General features: G+C 70.0%; 13 protein-coding genes. 9 read left to right on the forward strand and 4 right to left on the reverse strand.

What is annotated here, in order from left to right; all coding sequences use genetic code 11:
- The first annotated feature begins 24 nt into the window (after window positions 1-24).
- From IPN47_07875 to groL, 9 genes are all read left to right on the forward strand, one after another.
- Entirely contained in the window at window positions 25-2,220 is a 2,196-nt protein-coding gene (locus IPN47_07875; GenBank protein ID MBK9407958.1) for a BatD family protein, read from the forward strand.
- A gap of 201 nt (window positions 2,221-2,421) precedes the next feature.
- Window positions 2,422-4,215 carry a DNA mismatch repair endonuclease MutL gene (gene mutL / locus IPN47_07880; protein ID MBK9407959.1) on the forward strand — a complete coding sequence of 598 codons (1,794 nt, stop codon included), beginning with the start codon at window positions 2,422-2,424 and terminating at the stop codon, window positions 4,213-4,215.
- Window positions 4,202-5,122 carry a tRNA (adenosine(37)-N6)-dimethylallyltransferase MiaA gene (gene miaA / locus IPN47_07885; protein MBK9407960.1) on the forward strand — a complete coding sequence of 307 codons (921 nt, stop codon included), beginning with the start codon at window positions 4,202-4,204 and terminating at the stop codon, window positions 5,120-5,122. The genes mutL and miaA overlap by 14 nt, the downstream gene beginning before the upstream one ends.
- A complete protein-coding gene (gene bshA / locus IPN47_07890) occupies window positions 5,119-6,255 on the forward strand; it encodes an N-acetyl-alpha-D-glucosaminyl L-malate synthase BshA (protein ID MBK9407961.1) in 1,137 nt (378 codons plus the stop codon). The genes miaA and bshA overlap by 4 nt, the downstream gene beginning before the upstream one ends.
- A 48-nt stretch (window positions 6,256-6,303) precedes the next feature.
- Window positions 6,304-7,104 (forward strand): undecaprenyl-diphosphatase UppP, encoded by an 801-nt coding sequence (gene uppP / locus IPN47_07895; protein ID MBK9407962.1) that lies wholly within the window; start codon window positions 6,304-6,306, stop codon window positions 7,102-7,104.
- Window position 7,105: 1 nt separating this feature from the next.
- Window positions 7,106-7,984 carry a biotin--[acetyl-CoA-carboxylase] ligase gene (locus IPN47_07900; protein MBK9407963.1) on the forward strand — a complete coding sequence of 293 codons (879 nt, stop codon included), beginning with the start codon at window positions 7,106-7,108 and terminating at the stop codon, window positions 7,982-7,984.
- Complete coding sequence (locus tag IPN47_07905; protein ID MBK9407964.1) at window positions 7,981-8,853, forward strand: type III pantothenate kinase; 873 nt, start codon at window positions 7,981-7,983, stop codon at window positions 8,851-8,853. The genes IPN47_07900 and IPN47_07905 overlap by 4 nt, the downstream gene beginning before the upstream one ends.
- A gap of 202 nt (window positions 8,854-9,055) precedes the next feature.
- On the forward strand, window positions 9,056-9,361 hold the full coding sequence (locus IPN47_07910) for a co-chaperone GroES (protein MBK9407965.1): 306 nt from the start codon (window positions 9,056-9,058) through the stop codon (window positions 9,359-9,361).
- A gap of 111 nt (window positions 9,362-9,472) precedes the next feature.
- On the forward strand, window positions 9,473-11,107 hold the full coding sequence (groL, locus tag IPN47_07915) for a chaperonin GroEL (protein ID MBK9407966.1): 1,635 nt from the start codon (window positions 9,473-9,475) through the stop codon (window positions 11,105-11,107).
- 88 nt (window positions 11,108-11,195) lie between these two features.
- On the opposite strand, the gene IPN47_07920 is transcribed toward groL, so the two are convergent.
- Genes IPN47_07920 through IPN47_07935 form a run of 4 tightly spaced genes read right to left on the reverse strand, consistent with a single transcriptional unit; the run spans window position 11,196 to window position 18,178 of the window.
- Complete coding sequence (locus tag IPN47_07920) at window positions 11,196-12,317, reverse strand: hypothetical protein (protein MBK9407967.1); 1,122 nt, start codon at window positions 12,315-12,317, stop codon at window positions 11,196-11,198.
- Complete coding sequence (locus IPN47_07925; protein ID MBK9407968.1) at window positions 12,314-13,657, reverse strand: proton-conducting membrane transporter; 1,344 nt, start codon at window positions 13,655-13,657, stop codon at window positions 12,314-12,316. The genes IPN47_07920 and IPN47_07925 overlap by 4 nt, the downstream gene beginning before the upstream one ends.
- On the reverse strand, window positions 13,650-16,562 hold the full coding sequence (locus tag IPN47_07930) for a DUF2309 domain-containing protein (protein ID MBK9407969.1): 2,913 nt from the start codon (window positions 16,560-16,562) through the stop codon (window positions 13,650-13,652). The genes IPN47_07925 and IPN47_07930 overlap by 8 nt, the downstream gene beginning before the upstream one ends.
- Window positions 16,562-18,178 carry a SulP family inorganic anion transporter gene (locus tag IPN47_07935; GenBank protein MBK9407970.1) on the reverse strand — a complete coding sequence of 539 codons (1,617 nt, stop codon included), beginning with the start codon at window positions 18,176-18,178 and terminating at the stop codon, window positions 16,562-16,564. Before IPN47_07935 ends, IPN47_07930 begins: the two co-directional genes overlap by 1 nt.
- Between the last annotated feature and the right edge of the window lie 79 nt (window positions 18,179-18,257).

Below are 18,257 nucleotides of genomic sequence, written 5' to 3' on the forward strand. Positions count from 1 at the left end.
CATCGGCCGGCATCCGTGCCTCGGGTGGCGCGCGCGCTGGCGCTCGGCGCGTTGCTCCTGGCGGGGGTCCTCTCGCCTCACGGTGTGCAGGGGCAGCGCCCCAAGGCGCGCCCGCGTCAGGTCCCGGCCCGCGCGCCCGCGGCGGCGGCGCCGACCGCGACGCCCGACGTCCGTCCCGCGGTGGTGACGCAGGGGCGAGTCGATCCGCGCCTCGACGTCAACTTCAGCGCGGTGGCGGTCCCGGCGACGGTGTACGTGGGCCAGCAGGTGACGTACCAGATCGGGGTCTTCCTGTCCGACGAGGTGTCGCAGCGCCTGCGGCGCAACCCGGAGTTTGTCCCCCCGGACGTGCGCTCCATGCTCTCGTACGACCTGCCGTCGCCCTCGACGCCCATGGGGCGCGAGGAAGGGGGACGGCATTTCGACGTGCACGTCTTCCAACGGGCGCTCTTCCCGCTCACGGCGGGACGGCACACGCTCGCTCCGGCGCGCCTCACGTACTCGCTCCCGCTCTCCAACACCTTCTTCAGTCGCGAGGAGACCCACTCGGCCCGCACGACCTCGCTCAGCATCGTGGCCAAGGAGCCTCCCGCGGGCGGTCGTCCGTCCGACTATGCGGGCGCCGTCGGGCGCATCGCCGTGACCGCGCGCGTCGACACCCCGACCTCTCGCGTTGGCGATCCGGTCACGCTCACGGTGAGCGTGCGCGGCACCGGGAACGTGTCGCTCTTTCCCCGGCCGTCGATCGCGCTCCCGTGGGGCGACGCCGTCAACGGCGCGGAGCGCGTGGCGATCGACTCGGGGGTCGCGCTGGTGCAGGGACGCAAGGAGTTCGAATGGGTGGTGACACCGCGCCGCGAGGGGACGCTCGAGGTTCCGGCGCTTCGCTATCCCTACTGGAATCCGTACACGGAGCAGTACGAGGTGGCCCTGACGTCGCCGCTCGCCCTGCGCGTGGGGGGCGGAGCGCTCGCGGCGCGTCCGAGCGTGGCGATCGACAGCGCGCCGCGTCTGACGCTGCGCACCTCGTATCGCGGGGCGCTGGCGCCGCCGTTCGCGCAGTCCCCCGTGCTGTGGGCCGTGCTGGGTCTCGTCCCGCTCCCCGCGCTGGCGTTAGGCTTGCGCCAACGTCCGCGTCGCGGTCGCGCGTCGCCGTCGCAGGAGCCGTTGCAGCGGCTGGCGGCCGCCGGTCACGCGACGCCGTCGGAGTTGCGGCGGGCCTTCGCCTCGGCCATCGTCGCGCGCACCGGCGTGGGGGCGACGGCCATGACGGATGGTCGCGCCTTTGTCCGCGCGATGCGACGGACCGGGGTCACGAGCGAGACCGCACAACGCGCGCAACGGCTGCTCGCCGAGATCGACCGCGCCACCTATGGGGGCGGGGGGATGACGTCCGGCGACACGCTCGTCCGCCACGCCGCTGAGACCTTCGCCGCGATCGATGCCGAGGCGATTCCTGGCGGGGGAGGACGATGGGGAGCCGCACGTGCACGCACGAGCGCGTTGCTGCTGGCGGGTGCATTGCTTGGCGGCGTGGCGGTCGCGGCGGCCGACGACGCCCTCGACGCCGCGCGCTTCCAGCGCGGCGTGACCGCGTACGATCGCGGGGACTATCCGGCGTCGATGGGCGAGTTCCGCGACATCGTCACACGGGTGCCACGTGCGGCCGACGCGTGGGCGAATCTGGGGACGGCGGCGTGGTACGCGAACGACACGGCGTCGGCCGCCATCGGGTGGCAGCGCGCCCTTCGGCTCGAGCCACTCGCCGACGACGTGCGCGGGCGCCTGGAGGCGACTCCCGGGTTCCGCGCCGGCTTGTTCGGCGACGTCCCACCGATCCCGGTCGATGGTGCGGCCGCGTTAGGCGTCCTGCTCTGGCTGGGAGGATGGGCGGCGCTCGCTTGGTCGCTCCTGCGCCAGCGCGCCGACGTGCGGTCGGGCGCACTCTCGGCCGTTGGGGGCGGCGCCCTCGCGGGGATGCTGGCCATCGCCCTCGCCGAGGTGCACGCCGGACGGGATCGTGTCGTGGTCGTGCAGGCCGAGCGATTGCGCTCGGCCCCAGCACTTGGCGCCGAGGCCTCATCGGAGGTGATGACCGGGGAAGCGGCGGTACAGACGGGGGCGCAGGGGGTGTGGAGCAAGGTGCGCTTTTCCGACGGTCGTACGGGGTGGCTGGAGACGCGTCGGCTGACCTCGCTGGCCGTCGACCAGGCGCCGTAACGCGCGCGGAAGCGCGCGGCGAAACGCGCGCGGCGTCACGCCCGCGGAAACACGCGCCGCGGCCGTCGCGGTGCAGGGCACGCCTACGGTGGCGAGGGCGCGTGGCGTGGGCGGTGTGCGGGGGGCAGGAGTACACGGCGCGTGCGGTGCTGCCCATCTTTCGGGGGCGCGAGTGCCATCCTGCCCCCAGCCCGTCTCCCCGTGTCCCGTATTGCCGTCCTCCCGAGTGCCGTCGCCGACCAGATCGCTGCCGGCGAGGTCGTCGAGCGCCCGGCCTCGGCGGTGAAGGAGCTGGTGGAGAACGCGATCGACGCCGGGGCGACGAGCGTGGAGGTGGACGTGGAGGACGGAGGGCGCGTTCTCTTACGAGTGAGCGACGACGGCATCGGAATGGACGCGGTCGACGCGCCGCTCGCGCTGGCGCGGCACGCGACGTCCAAGATCCGTGTGGCCCAGGACCTGGTCGGGGTGGCGTCGTACGGGTTTCGCGGGGAGGCGCTCCCGGCGATCTGCTCGGTGTCACGCCTCGCGCTGCTCACGGCCACCGACGACGGCGAGGGGACGGCGGTGCGTGCAGCTGGCGGGCACGTCGAGGTGGTGGAGCCGACGGCCCGCCGGCGGGGGACAACGGTCGAGGTGCGTGACCTCTTCTACAACCTCCCCGCCAGGCGCAAGTTCCTGCGCAGCGCGCGCTCCGAGTGGCGGGCCATCGCCGATACGCTCGTCACGCTCTCGCTCACGCGTCCCGCACTGCGCCTGCGGGTGACCACCGACGGGCGGGAGGCGCTGGTCCTCGCGCCGGCGTCGTCGCTCCGCGCGCGTGTGGCCGCCGTGTGGGGACACGAGTACGCGTCCCGCTTCGTCGAGGTGGAGGGGGTGCTCGGGACCGTCCACGTCGGCGGGCTCGCCGAGCGACCCGGCGATGTCGGGGTGGCATCTCGGCGGGCGATCGTCATGGTCAACGGGCGCGCGGTGCGCGATATCGGGATCGCGCGCGCGGTGGAGGCGGCGTACCGCTCGACGTTGCCGTCGGGGGTGCGCCCGTCGTTCATCCTGTCGGTGACCGTCGCCGCCGACGTGGTCGACGTCAACGTGCATCCCGCGAAGGCCGAGGTGCGGTTCCACGATCGCTGGGGGACGGAGCGTGCGGTGGAGCAGATCGTGCAGCGCGCGTTAGGCACCCCGGACGCCGCCGCGTGGATCGGGGCGCGTACGTGGAGTCCCGGCGCCGGGCTCTCGCCGTCGCACGGCGGGGCCACGGACACGCTGCCGGCGCTTGGTACGCCACCGGCTCCGGACGGGCTGTTCGCCCCGCCCGATCGTGGGGACGCGGAGGCGAGTGCGCCGGAGGGCGAGGCGCAGGACGCCGACTGGCCCCAGGACGGCCCGCCGGGAGCGTCCGCCGTGTCCTCGGCGAACGCCATCGTCGTCCCGCCACTGCTGCAGCTGCGTCGCACCTACCTCCTCTACGAGCACGACGAAGGCGTCGTCCTCATCGACCAGCACTCGGCACACGAGCGCATCCTGTACGAGCGATTCCTCGGGGCCCTCGAGCGCGGCGAGGCCCCGTCGCAGCGGTTGCTGTTCCCCGTGACCGTGCATCTTGCACCTGACGACGCCGAAGCCTTCGAGTCGAGCGCCGACCTGCTGTCGCGGCTGGGGTACGAGATCGAGGCCTTCGGGGGACACACGCTCATCGTGCATGCGGTGCCCACGCCGCACGCGCGTTTCGACGCGATCCAGTGCCTGCGCGACACGCTGGCGGCCATGAGCGGGGGGCGTGAGGCGAGCCGACATGCGCGGCATGAGCGCCTCGCGGCGACGGTGGCGTGCAAGGCGGCGGTCAAGGCCGGGGACGTCCTCGCACCGGAAGAGATGCGCGCCTTGTTCATCGCGCTCGCGCGGGCCACGCTCCCCGCGCACGATGTGCATGGGCGCTCGACGATCGTCCGCCTGTCGTGGGACGAACTGGAGCGGCGCTTTGGACGTCGTTAGGCTCCCGATCATCTGCGGTCCCACGGCCGCGGGCAAGTCGGCGCTGGCCATGGCGGTCGCCGAGGCATGCGGGCTCGGGATCGTCAGCGCCGACTCCCGTCAGGTGTATCGCGGCTTCGACATCGGCACCGCCAAGCCCTCCTTGGACGAGCGCTCGCGCGTTCCGCACGCCGGGATCGATGTCGCCGATCCGACGGAACGCTACAGCGCCGCCACGTGGATGCTGTCCGTCGACGCCTGGTCCCGTGCGCTCGCCGACCGGGGGTGCGCCCCGCTCGTGGTCGGCGGGACCGGGCTGTATCTCCGGACACTGACGAATCCCTTGTTCGACGAGCCGGCGCTCGACCCCGAGGCGCGGCGCGCCCTCGACCTCGAGCTGCAATCGTTGCCGCTCGACGCGCTGCGACAGCGCTGCCTCGCCCTCGATCCGGCGCGCGCGCACCTGGGGCGGACGCAACTCCTGCGGGCGATCGAGGTGGCGACCCTCACCGGTACGCCGATCTCGGCCCTGCACCGTGCGCACGCTCGCGAGGCGCGGCACGACGTACGCTTCCTCCTGGTCGATCCCGGACCCGAGCGGCTGCGCGAGCGCATCGCGCAGCGCGTCGACGCCATGCTCGCCGCGGGGTGGGTCGACGAGGTGCAACGCCTGATGCAGGCAGTGCCGCACGATGCCCCCGCATGGAACGCCACCGGGTACGACGCGATACGTCAGGTGGTGGCGGGGACCCTCTCGCTCGCGCGGGCGCGCGAGCAGGTTATCATCGCTACTCGACAGTACGCCAAACGGCAGCGGACCTGGTTCCGGCACCAGCTGCCGCCGGCGCATGTCGTTCACGTGAATGCGGCGGACCCGTCGGCGCTCGATCGTGCGCTCGCGTGGTGTCGCCAGGAGGTTCCGCGATGAAGATCGGCATTACCTGCTATCCCACGTATGGCGGATCGGGCGCGGTGGCAACCGAGCTCGGGATCGCGCTCGCCGAGCGTGGGCACGAGGTCCACTTCATCACGTACCAACAGCCGTTCCGGCTCCCCGCCTTTCTCCCGGGCGTCTTCTTTCACGAAGTCGACGTGGGCAAGTACCCGTTGTTCGAGTACCCGCCATACGACCTCGCACTCGCCGTGCGGATGCACGAGGTCGTGATGTCGCACCAGCTCGACCTGCTGCACGTGCACTACGCCATCCCGCACGCGACCAGCGCCTGGATCGCCAAGGAGATGCTGCGGGAGAATGGTCACGATATCGAGGTGATCACCACGTTGCACGGCACCGACATCACCATCGTGGGGCAGGATCGCTCGTTTCACGCCATCACCAAGTTCTCGATCGAGAAGTCGGACCGAATCACGGCGGTCTCCAACTTTCTCAAGGACGAGACGTTCTACGCCTTCGGCTGTGCCGGATGCGAGGTGGAGGTGATCCACAACTTCATCGATCCCGCGCTGTACGATCGCGCCGCGCACGGCACGATGCTGCGTGACCAGATGGGGCAGGGGCATCGCAAGATCCTGATGCACGTGTCGAACTTTCGCGCGGTCAAGCGCGTGAAGGACGTCATCCAGATCTTCGCCAAGGTGCACGCGGAGCTCCCCAGCACTCTCGTGATGGTGGGCGATGGTCCCGATCGCGACGACGCGGAAGAAGAGGCGCGTGCGCTCGGCATCGATCGTGATGTCCACTTCCTGGGGAAGATCGAGCGCGTCGCCCCCCTCCTGGCGAGCGCGGACCTCTTTCTCCTCCCGTCAGACCGGGAGTCGTTCGGCCTGAGTGCGCTCGAGGCGCTGGCGTCCGGGGTCCCGGTCATCGGTTGCGCGGTAGGTGGCCTTCCGGAGGTGGTGCGTGAGGGCGAGACGGGGGCGCTGCGCGCGCCTGCCGATGTGGAGGGGATGGCCGCGGCGGCGCTCGACATCCTGCGAGACCCCGCGCGCTGGCAGGCCATGAGCACGCTGGCCGCCAGCGACGCGCGGGCCCGATTTTCGCGAGACGCGGTGGTGGCACAATACGAGGCGCTGTATCAGGCGACGCTCGCCAGCCGCTAGATTCCGCGCGGGTCGGCTCCCGCGGTCTTCCGCCTTTCCTCTCTGCTTTTGACCGTCTTTCAAGCGATCGTCCTCGGGGTCCTGCAGGGGCTGGCCGAGTTTCTTCCCATCAGTTCGTCGGCGCACCTGGCGCTTGCCCCGTGGGCCTTCGGGTGGCAGGACCCGGGCCTCGCCTTCGACGTGGCGCTGCACCTGGGGACGCTGGTCACGGTCCTCTGGTACTTCCGCAAGGAATGGGGGGCGCTGATCCTCTCGTCGATCACGATCCTGAAGCAGCGTCGGGTGTCGACGCCCGACGAGTGGCGAGTGGTCTTCCTCATCATCGGTACGATCCCCGCCGCCATCGCCGGACTCCTGCTGGAGGAAACGGCCGAGACGGCGTTTCGCGCGCCGGCCTTGATGGCGACCACCCTGATGGTCATGGGGGTGATCCTCTGGTCGGCCGATCGCTTCCTTCCGCAGGCGCGGCCGCTGGAGAGCATGACGTGGCGCGACGCGATCCTCATCGGGATCGCGCAGGCGTGCGCGCTGATCCCGGGCTTCTCGCGGTCCGGCACGACGATCACGGGGGCGCGGTTGCTGCGTCTGGACCGCACGAGCGCTGCGGTCTTCTCCTTCCTGCTCAGCATGCCCGTCACGGCGGCCGCCGCGATCCTCAAGGTTCCGGATGCGGTGCGCGAAGGGATCACGCCGCCGCTCGTGGTGGGGGTCATCTCGGCGGCCATCAGTTCGTGGCTCGCCATCTCGGTGCTGCTCAAGTACGTCTCGAAGCACAGCTTCGGCGTCTTCGCGGTGTATCGATTGGCGTTAGGCGTGGCGATCTTCGTCCTGCTTGCGCAGCGCGCCTGATATGCGTCGTTCCCCAAGCGACGAGCGTCAGGCGGCGGCATGGACAGCGGGCGACACCGGCGATCGATCGCCCGTCGGCTTCGTGCGCGGTGGCTCGCGCGAGACCCTGCGTGAAGCCGTCGGCGTGGCCCCACGCGATGCCTCGGCCCTGGCCGCCTCGCTCGACCTTCCGCACGTCGCCTGGTTCGGCGAGGTGACGTCGACGATGGACGTGGCCGATGCCCTGGCTCGGGAAGGGGCGCCGGCTGGGACGCTCGTGCTCGCCGACACGCAGTCCCGCGGGCGCGGTCGAAGCGGCAAGTCGTGGGCGTCTCGCCCAGGGGCGGGAGTCTGGATGACGATGATCGAACGCCCGATCGATGCCTCGGGGCTCGATGTGTTGTCGCTGCGTGTGGGGATGCGGGCCGCACGCGCGCTCGACCGGTTTGTCCCCAGTCCGCTCCAACTCAAGTGGCCCAACGACCTGATGACGCCGGCGGGGAAGGTGGGGGGGATTCTCGTGGAGGTCCGGTGGCGCGAGCATCGCCCGGAGTGGGTGGCGATCGGGATCGGAATCAACCTCGCCTCGCCGATGGTGGCGGGTGGGGCATCGTTAGGGGCTGGGGCCACCCGTGAGGCGGTGCTCGGCGACGTGGTGCCGGCGTTGCGCGCGGCGGCGGCGGCGCGCGGGGGCTTGGGGCCGCGCGAGCTGGAGGAGTACGCCGCCCGCGACTGGGCGCGGGGGCGTCGCGTGGTGGCGCCGCACGCGGGGATCGTCGCCGGGATCACCGCCGACGGCGCGGTACTCATCGAGACTCCGGACGGGGTGATTCCCAGCCGATCGGGGTCGCTCGTCTTCGAGGGGGAACAGGTGACCGAACACGCGGGAGCACACGGATGATCCTCGTCTTCGACGTGGGTAATACCGAGACAACGGTCGGACTGTTTGCCGGTGACACGCTGCGCGGGCATTGGCGCATCACCACCGACGCGACCCGCACCCCCGACGAAATCGCGTTGACGCTGCGCGGGCTGCTGGCGGCGGCCGATATCGCCCCGCGCGATGTAGGTGGGGCGGCGATCGGGTCGGTCGTTCCCTCGATGACCGACCCGTTAGGCGAGGCCGTCACGCTCTTGTGCGGGGTGGCCCCCGTGGTCGTGGATGCCCGTTCCAAGCTCCCGATCACTCTCGACGTGCTCGAACCGCTCACCGTGGGCGCGGACCGGATCATCAACACGCTGGCGGCCAGTCGATTGCACCAGTCGGACACGATCGTGGTCGACCTGGGAACGGCGACGACCTACGACTGCATCACCGCCGACGGAGTCTTCCTCGGGGGCGTTGATTGCGCCTGGGGTCCGGACCTCGGCCGAGACGCTCTTCCGGCGCACCTCGAAGCTTCCGGCCACCGAGTTGGTGCCCCCGGCGCGGGTGATCGGTCGTCGCACGGAGGAGTGCATCCGGTCGGGCGTGGTGCTCGGCGCCGCCGACGCGGTCGATGGACTCGTGCGACGCATCAAGGCGGAATGGCCGACGCCGCGGGTGCCGATCGTCATCGCCACCGGAGGACTGGCCCCGATGATTGCGCCGCTCTGTCAGACGGTGGACCGCGTCGAGCCGCACCTGACGCTCGTCGGGCTGCGCATGGCCTACCATCTCCTTCGCGAGAGCACCCGCTAGGGCGCGCCGGAGCCGAGCCATCGTCGGGGGGGATCGCACCGCGATTCTCCCCGATTGTACTTGGTAGGTGGCGTGCGGCAAGTGCATGATCTGCATGATGTTGTGTCCGCTGGCCTCGTGAGATGCCGCAGGTCGAGTGGTGCAAGCGCACCGCGCAGGGCGTCCCTTGACCGCTTCTGGCGCGCCGTCTAGGTTTGCTCTCGTTAGCACTCGTGTGTCGTGAGTGCTGATTCGACGGGCGCGAGCCCGCCAATCAATTCATCCGGACCCAGTGAAGGAGGGTTGTTCGCTATGAGCACGAAGAGCGCGACTAAGGTCGCTCCGCTCGCCGATCGCGTGGTGGTAAAGCCGCTCGAAGAGGCCGAGACGATGCGTGGTGGGCTGTACATCCCCGACACCGCCAAGGAAAAGCCGCAGCAGGGCGAGATCGTCGCCGTGGGCCCCGGGCGTTTCGAGGACGGGAAGCGAGTCCCGCTCGACGTTCAGGTGGGTAACCGCGTGCTGTACGGCAAGTACAGCGGGACCGAAGTCACCGTCGAAGGCGACTCGCTCCTGATCCTCCGCGAGTCCGACATCCTCGCGATCATCAACAGCTAAGTGAAGGCACGGCGGAGCACGGATGATGCGCGCAGTCGCTCGTCTCGTCGCCCCGTCTGTTCGTCTTCTCGTCTTCTCGTCTTCTCCAACTACTGATTGAGGTCATAGCCCATGGCTGCAAAGGAACTCTATTTCGGCGTTGATGCGCGCGCGGCGCTCAAGCGCGGCGTCGACAAGCTGGCAGATGCGGTAAAGGTGACGCTCGGCCCCAAGGGCCGGAACGTCGTCATCGACAAGAAGTTCGGCGCCCCGACGATCACCAAGGACGGCGTCACCGTCGCCAAGGAAGTCGAGCTGTCCGATCCGCTCGAGAACATGGGCGCGCAGATGGTGAAGGAAGTCGCGACGAAGACGTCCGACATCGCCGGCGACGGCACCACGACGGCGACCGTGCTGGCGCAGGCCGTGTACCGCGAAGGGCTCAAGAACGTCACCGCCGGCTCCAACCCCATGGCGCTCAAGCGCGGCATCGACAAGGCCGTCACGGCGATCGTCGAGGAGCTCCGCAAGATCTCCGTGCCGACCGCCGGCAAGAAGGAGATCGCGCAGGTCGCCTCCATCTCCGCCAACAACGACCGCGAGATCGGTGACCTCATCGCCGACGCGATGGAGAAGGTCGGCAAGGATGGCGTGATCACGGTTGAGGAAGCGCGCGGCATCGAGACGACGCTCGAGACGGTCGACGGCATGCAGTTCGACCGCGGCTACATCTCGCCGTACTTCGTCACCGATCCGGACAAGATGGAATCCGTGCTCGACGACGCGATGATCCTCATCCACGACAAGAAGATCTCGTCGATGAAGGACCTCCTCCCGGTGCTCGAGAAGGTTGCCCAGATGGGGCGCCCGCTGCTCATCATCGCCGAGGACGTCGAGGGTGAGGCGCTGGCCACGCTGGTGGTCAACAAGCTCCGTGGCACGCTCAAGGTCTCGGCCGTCAAGGCGCCGGGCTTCGGCGATCGCCGCAAGGCCATGCTCGAGGACATCGCCAAGCTGACCGGTGGCCAGGTCGTCAGCGAGGAAGTGGGCTTCAAGCTCGAGAACGCCGTCGTGACCGACCTCGGTCGCGCCAAGCGCATCGTGATCGACAAGGACAACACGACGATCATCGATGGCGCCGGCGACAGCGACGCGATCCAGGGGCGCGTGAAGGAGATTCGCGCCGCGATCGAGAAGAGCACGTCGGACTACGATCGTGAGAAGCTCCAGGAGCGTCTCGCGAAGCTCGCCGGTGGCGTGGCCGTCATCAACGTCGGCGCCGCGACCGAAGCCGAGATGAAGGAGAAGAAGGCCCGTGTCGAGGACGCGCTCCATGCGACCCGCGCGGCCGTCGAGGAAGGGATCGTCCCGGGCGGCGGTGTCGCCCTGATCCGTGCCCAGCGCGCGCTCAAGGGACTCAAGGTGGACGAGCACGATGAGCAGATCGGCATCGACATCGTCCGTCGCGCCATCGAGGAGCCGATCCGCATGATCGTCCAGAACGCGGGCGGCGAAGGCTCGATCGTGGTGGAGAAGGTGCGCGGCTCGAAGGATGATGCCTTCGGCTACAACGCCCTCACCGACACGTACGAGAACCTCGTGACGGCCGGCGTCATCGACCCGACCAAGGTGACCCGCTCGGCGCTCCAGAACGCCGCGTCGATCGCCGGCCTCCTCCTCACGACGGAAGCGCTCGTCGTCGAGAAGAAGGAAGACAAGCCCTCGGCGCCCGCGGGTGGCCCCGGCGGCATGGGCGGGATGTACTAGGACCGCGTCGCAGTCAAACGCGCGTTGGTACACTGGGGGGAGCGGCGATGATGCCGCTCCCCCTTCGCCGTTCCGCGTGTGGTCACGCTCACTGCAGCAGGGCGTTGACGGGTGCGACGAGTACCCCGGGGACGAGCCCGAGGATGAGGAGGAAGACGATAAAGAGTACCGCCACGTGGCGCTCGGCAGGGAGCAGATCCGGGGCGAGGTGGCGTTGCGGCGGGCCGAAGAAGGCGCGGGCGAATAGCGCAAGGGTCGCCACGGCGAGGAGCGCGCTGGCGACGATCGCGACGACCGCCGTCACGACGCTCTCCTCCCACAGGGCGTGCAACAGCAGGTCGTCCGCGACAAACCCGGCCGTGCCGGGGAGTCCGACCGCGGCGCCACCAAAGAAGGCGAGCGACGCGGCGAGCCGCGGAAAGGCGCGCGCCCGTCCGGCGAAGTCGGGAATCGTCGAACCGCCGACGCGCGCCTCGAGGGCGCCAAGCATCGTGTGGAACCCCGCGAGCGCCAGCACCATGGTGATGGCGACGAGCATGGCCGCACCGTAGTGCCCGCGCCCGGCGGCACCGACGGCGGCGCAGAGCATCCCGCCATGCATGAGCGTGGAGCTGACGTACAACCGACGCAGGTCACGCGCGGCGAGCGACACGACCGCGAACAGGAGCATCGACGCGCCGCCGTAGGCCACGAGGGCGGGGGCCGCGCGATATGCCCAGTCGAGGTGATCGACGAAACGCACGTGCACGAAGACCAGCACCGGTAGTCCGGCGAGCTGCTCGAGCTGCCAGGTCGTCGGGCGCTGCGCCAGCGCCGCGCTCCCCGCGTGCAGCGGAAAGAGGCCGCTGCGTAGGGCGATGCCGACCATCGAGGCCGCGAAGGCGACCGGCGTCGCGGCGCTCCAAATGCCGACCGCGGCGACGAGGGCACTCAGCGCCGATATCGCGATGTAGAGCGCGGCCGTCGCCGAGGTCTCGCGCACGCGCCAGGCCAGCAGCGCACCTGCGAGCGCGACCATGGCGAAGGCGACGCGACCGTCGGGCGTTAGGAGCGCCACGAGCAGCAACCCCAGGTAGACGGCCTGCGGCAGGACGCGCTCCACACCGGCAGCGCGACGCCGTGCGGCCCGAAGCAGCGAAAGCGCCACTCCGAGCAGCCAGGCCGGGGCCAGCCATGCGGCGGCAAGCCAGGGAGGGAAGGCGAGCGTCATCGACGCTCCTCCCCAATTGACATCGCCAGCCGCACGCGGCGCTCGGCGTTCGCCAGCACGCGTGCGGCCACCAGCACGGGCGCCACCGCGGCGTCGATGCGTTCGTCGAGCCGCACGCGATGCAAGGCGTGGGCAAAGATGCGGTCGCGCATCGGGATCGGGCCGGCAGGCGCCGCCGGAGGGAGTATGATCGCCTGCGCGCCGTGCGCGTGCTGCGTGGCATGCGCGGCGTGGTGACCGAAGGCGTGGGCGTCGTGGATGGTGTTGGGCGCGCGCAGGAACTGCCACGCTCGAAGCAGCGCATGGCAGACGAGATGGACGAGGGCAAGCGACGTCCACCCCAGTGAGATTTCGGCGAGGATCAGGCCGATTTGCGAGAGGGTGGCGTGTGCGAGCGCGCCCTTCGCGTCCGTGTGCGTGCGGGCGACCATCGCCGCATAGACAGCGGTGCTGACGCCGACCGCGACGCCGAACGCCGCGACGATCGGCGCGGCACGCAACACCGGCCCAACGCGCAGCAGCAGGTACACCCCGGCGTGGATCGAGACGGCGCCATAGAAGAGGGCACTCGTCGGGGTCGGCCCTTCCATCGCGCGCGGGAGCCAACCGGAGAAGGGAAGCTGCGCCGACTTGCCCATCGCCGATAGCAGGAAGAGCGCGGCGATCGCGCTCACGGCGACGGGGGAGAGGGTGTCGGCGCGCTCGAGCGCGGCGATGCGCGTGGTCCCCAGCAGTTCGTGCGTCGTGACCATCGCGATCAGGAGCCCGGCGTCGCACAAGCGATAGGTCGTGAACGCGCGCACCGCCGAGCGCGCCGGCATCTCGCGCTCATGGAAGAAGCCGATGAAGAGCGCCGACGAGATCCCGATCAACTCCCAGCCGGCGAAGAAGAGGTCGAGCGCCCCGGCATATGCGACGAGTTGCGTCCCGGTACCGAAGAGCCCCAACAGCACGTAGAAGCGTGCGAACCCGGGTTCCTTGTGCAGGTAGGTCCGAGAGAACCGGCCGACCAGTGCCGTCAGCGCGGCCGCCAGAAGCGAGAAGCTCGTCGCCAGTTCGTCGACGTGGACGACCAGGGGGATGTGGTACGAGCCCACGGTGAGCCAGTCGCCGAATTCCACTTCGCCGCGCATCGCGGGGCCCCACAACCCGAAGCTGTGGCCAGCTGCCACGAGCGCGGCGAGCAGCGACGCCACGAGCCCTGCCCGAATGACCTGCGCCACCGTGGACTCCTCCAACCACCGGCCCCGCCAGACCAGTGCGAGGGCGACGCTCACGCCGCCGACGAACGGCGCCAGGATCGTGACAACCAGCGCGAAGCGGAAGGCGAGATCAGGCAACGGCCGGGTCGTGAGGCGTGAGACGGACCGAGGGCCCTTGGACGGAACCGGTCAAGGCATCGAGCACCAGCGCCGGGGCGACATGTTCCCGTGTCGCCCCGTGCCACTGCGCCGAACGCTGGACCACCGGGGTGCGGCCGACATCTGGCGTGTAGGGAACGAAGGCCCCGCCCTGATAGACCGTCATGGTGCCGTCGTGCGGGGCCACCGAGACGAGCTGCACCCACTCGTTGACCACGAGTTCACGCACTTCGGGCTGTCGACCGGCGATGGCCAGCAGCGCCTCGGGGGTCGCCTCGACGATGAGGAGAAGGCGCATCGGTTCGTGCAGCTCGACCATCTGCAGCGGCAGTCCCGTGCGCAGGTCGCTCTGGTGCCCCGCCATCACGCCAATGAGCCCGGTGACGTTGTGCGGCAACTTCGTGCCGCAGCCAAAGTGCTCGTTGTCGACTGAGGAGAAGTAGTACTCGAGGTTGATCCCCGCCCCCACCGGACCGACCGCGGCCAGGATGCGCTCCAGGATGGTGAGCTCCGCGTCGATCGACGGATCGTAGCTGACGAGAAAGGCCCGACGATCGAGGTGCAGGCCACGGGTAAGGGCGCGCCGCCCCAGCACACAGACGGCGTTGGTGCAGTGCCCGTACTCCGGGCGCGGCTGGGCGAGGTGCGACGCGCGGGTCTGGACGTGGCGCAATGCGGCCTCGGGCGACAAGCCGAGGGGAGCATCATCGAAGCGGCGCACGCGTTCGGCCGCCGCGACGGCGCGTGCGCGGTCGAGTGTCGCGTGCGCGCGCTCGAAGTGCGACACGTGTGTGGAGGGCAACTGCTCCAGGTCGGCGTATCGTACGCCGTCGTCGGCGGTATCGTGCAGCGCCCCGACGAACCAGGTGTCTGGCGGAATGGTGATGCCGCGTGCCTGGACGGCGGCGCGCACCTCGGGGCGGTTGGCCATGTCGGCGAACAGGCGCGCATTCGCCTCCCCGCGACGCCCGCCGCAGGCGCCACAGTCGTGCGCGGATTCGTGCGGGTTGTTGAGGCTCGTCGACCCGTGACCCAGCACCACGACGATCGGTGCCAGGTCGCGCACGAGTCCAATGTTGCGCAGCAGCGCCGTGACGCGATCGGCCGCTTCGTCGAGCCCGAACCCGAGCAGCTTGCCGCGACCGGTCGGCGTGGCGACGCCGCCGTCCTCCCGAAGCGACGACAGTCGCGTGGCGGGACGCGGGGCCAGGCGGTCACGCAGGCCGTCGCGCCACGCCAGCGACGACCGTGGTGCGATCACGCGCGCCAGCGCGGTGGCGGCCGCCAGCGGCCCCAGGAGGAACGAGAGTCCCGCGCCACCGGACAGCGTGCGCGACTGCCGATGCATCACGCGCCCCGCGGCCTGCCAACGGGCGCGCCACCCGGCGCGCGCGCGGTGCCAGTCGCGATCGGTGTACACCGGGGCCTCGTGAATCTCGTGCTGCGGGGTGACGACCACTGGGCAGTAGGCGGCCGGCATCGCGTCGTAGAGCCCCTGGTAGTCGATCGCCATGCCGAAGAAGCCGGCCACGCCGAAGGTCTCGAAGTGCCCCGGTTGTTCGTCGATGGCGCGGCGGAGCGACTCCTCCCGCTCATCGATACAAAAGACGAACTGCGCCTCGGCGCGCGACGCGGGTGGCCGGAGCGGCGCGCGATGCGCGCGCAGGCTCGCCAGGCCATCGAGCACCCGCCGACGATAGTGCCCCTCGTACGCGCCCTGCCAGATCCGCTGCCGCGTTAGGCGCGGCGCCGCCTCGACCTCGCGCCACAAGACCGTCAGGGCGTCGTCAGGCATCGCCTCGAGCGCGGCGGCGGTGATCCCGGCGCGTCGCGCGATGCCGGCGAGCAGCCAGGCGTCGAGCAGGGCGGGGCGAGGCACCGGACGCTCGGCGAGGGCCCGGAGCGCCGGCCAGGCGATCGGGAGGCCCGCCGCATGGCCCTCGACTTCGATCGCACGTCGCTCGTGCAGCAGGCGTACCGCCAGGAAGTCCTCCAGCGCCACACGGCCCGCCACCGGGTGCTCTTCGGGATGGCGCTCCAGTCGCGCGAACATCCCGGTCCACCCCGGCAGGGCGAGCGCCGTATGCAGGAGATAGTCCTCCGCATCGGCCGCGGGCACTCCAAGCGCGTGCAGCATCTCTTCGATGACGACGCGCGCCGGTCGCCGGGTGTGAACGGCGTGGCGCACGTCCTCCCGCACCCCGGGACAGCCGCGCGGCTCAGGAGCGCCGGCATCGAACAGATACGCGGTCGCTTGAAGGAAGCCCTCGGCACGGTGCGGCATGGCCTGCAGCGCCTGCCCGTGATCGAGGAAGACGGAGGCGAGTCGAATCAGTTCGGGGTGCACCGCGAGGTCGCTGTCACCACCGCCCAGGAGCTGGAGGGCGTCGCGATGGCGGCGCGCCGCGCGCGTGACCGTGCTGCCACGAGCGGTGCGCGCCAGTCGCAACTCGGCGGCGCGCTGGAGCGCGTCGGGGCCATCAGGTGCGTGGTCGAGCAGGAAACGCACCCCGCCCTCATCATCCTCGTCGATGCCGTCGAGCAGGAGCGCGCGCCAGAGTTCACATCGTGTCAGCCCGAATGACGTGCGCTCGTCGCCCGCGGCGCCCAGGGCGTGCGACAACGCGTCGTCGAGATCCGCCGCGTCGATGCGCCCGCGTTCGAACGCCTGGCGGAACTCGTCGCCCGAGAGGTAGGGGCGCGCCCCCAGAAGTGCCGCCCCGGCCGGTACGGCCTCGTGAAAGGGAAGGTGCTGGAAGGCGTGCAGCGTATTGTGGTGCACGAAGACGCCGATGGGCCCCTGATCGGGGAGGACGTGCCGCGCGTGCTCCAGCGCCCGCTCGATCGCGGCGCCGTAGGATTGGTCCGCGCGCCCCGGCTGCATCAGTGTGCCAGTCCGCCGCCGCCCAACTCGAGCCCGACCACCTGCACGCCGACGCCGCGCGCCGCGCTGGAATCACGGAACTCGCGCAGCACCTCCATCACGTCGTGGTCGGCGCGCTTCACCCGGCTCCCGTCGATGATCACCTGCGCGCCGCGTCCAAAGGTCTGCAGCAGCGAGGTGAGGTTGGCCTTCGAGAGGAAGGTGAGGTGCTCGTGCAGCGTGATGCGCGTGACGCTGCCGTCCTTCGCGGAGATCGTGTAGCTCGGCGACCGCAGGTGTTCGAGCAGGATGAACACGAGGCTCACGGACAGTCCCACCACGATTCCCTTGAGGAGGTCGGTCAGCAGGATCGCCGACGTGGTGACCACGAACGGCAGCCACTGGTGCGACCCCTTCGTGAGGAAGTACCGGAGCTGCCGAGGGTGCGCGAGCTTCCACCCCGTGTAGATGAGGATCGAGGCCAGGACCGCCAACGGGATGCGGTTCAGGATCATCGGGATCGTCACCACCGCCAGGAGCAACAAGACGCCGTGCAGGATCGCCGATGCCTTGGTCTTGGCGCCGGCATACACGTTGGCGGAGCTTCGCACGATCACGCCGGTCATCGGGAGGCCGCCGAACAACCCGCACAGCGCGTTGCCGACCCCCTGCGCCAGCAGCTCACGATTGGCAGGCGCCTCGCGCTTGAGCGGGTCGATGCGGTCGGTCGCTTCCAGGCTCAACAGCGTCTCGATCGACGCGATCACCGCCACCGTGACGGCCACCGTCCACACCGCGCTGCTGGTGATCACCGACCAATCCGGACTCTCGACCGACGCCCGAAGCTCACCCAGCGACGTGATGACCGGGAGCGCGACAAGATGCTCGGCGCCAATCGCCAACGCGGAGCCACTCCCCGTGAACACTCCGTTGAGGATGACGCCGAGGATCACCGCGACCAGCGCCCCGGGGATCATCGCGACGCGCTTCATGAACTTCTGATCCCACAGAATCAGCAGCGCCAGCGAGATCAGGCTGAGGGTGACCGCGCCGGGATGGATGTGGTCCAGCGTGCTCACGAGCGACGAGAAGGTGTTCTCGTCATTGTTCTGCTGGAACGCCATCGTTCCCTCAGGAGTCGCGTCATACCCAAATGCGTGCGGGAGCTGCTTCAGGATGATGATGATGCCGATACCGCCCAGCATTCCCCGAATGACCGCATTGGGGAAGTAGTAGCCGATCACCCCGGCGCGCAGGAAACCGAGTGCGATCTGGACGAGCCCGGACAGGAAGACCGCGACGAGGAAGGCGCGAAAGGACCCGAGGGTGGTGATGGCCGAGAGCACGATCGCCGTGAGGCCGGCCGCCGGCCCGCTGACCATCAGGTGTGATCCCGACAGCGCCCCCACCACGAGCCCGCCGATGACGCCGGTGATGATTCCGGAGAGCAGGGGAGCGCCCGACGCGAGCGCCACGCCGAGGCAGAGGGGGAGGGCGACCAGGAAGACGACCACCGACGCGCCGGCATCGGCCCGCCAGGCCTCACGAAATGGGGGCGTCCAGTTCGCGGTCGGGAGGTCGAGCGACGGGTCGTCGGCGATCGGGTCGCGCGAGATCGGGACGGGCTGGGAGGACATGGTGGAGGTCGGCGGTGGAAACGGGGCGCGGCGATCGCGGTCGGGTCACGAGTCGCATCGTGCTCACGGCGGCAGCGCG

It is taken from the genome of Gemmatimonadota bacterium, assembly GCA_016719105.1.
Taxonomy (GTDB): domain Bacteria; phylum Gemmatimonadota; class Gemmatimonadetes; order Gemmatimonadales; family Gemmatimonadaceae; genus SCN-70-22.

What these genes read in the sequence shown, in the direction of transcription:
- bshA (MBK9407961.1), top strand. Translation starts at nt 5,119, where the DNA reads ATGAAGATCGGCATTACCTGCTATCCCACGTATGGCGGATCGGGCGCG.
- IPN47_07900 (MBK9407963.1), top strand. Translation starts at nt 7,106, where the DNA reads ATGCGTCGTTCCCCAAGCGACGAGCGTCAGGCGGCGGCATGGACAGCG.
- IPN47_07905 (MBK9407964.1), top strand. Translation starts at nt 7,981, where the DNA reads ATGATCCTCGTCTTCGACGTGGGTAATACCGAGACAACGGTCGGACTG.
- IPN47_07910 (MBK9407965.1), top strand. Translation starts at nt 9,056, where the DNA reads ATGAGCACGAAGAGCGCGACTAAGGTCGCTCCGCTCGCCGATCGCGTG.
- groL (MBK9407966.1), top strand. Translation starts at nt 9,473, where the DNA reads ATGGCTGCAAAGGAACTCTATTTCGGCGTTGATGCGCGCGCGGCGCTC.
- IPN47_07920 (MBK9407967.1), bottom strand. Translation starts at nt 12,317, where the DNA reads ATGACGCTCGCCTTCCCTCCCTGGCTTGCCGCCGCATGGCTGGCCCCG.
- IPN47_07930 (MBK9407969.1), bottom strand. Translation starts at nt 16,562, where the DNA reads ATGCAGCCGGGGCGCGCGGACCAATCCTACGGCGCCGCGATCGAGCGG.
- IPN47_07935 (MBK9407970.1), bottom strand. Translation starts at nt 18,178, where the DNA reads ATGTCCTCCCAGCCCGTCCCGATCTCGCGCGACCCGATCGCCGACGAC.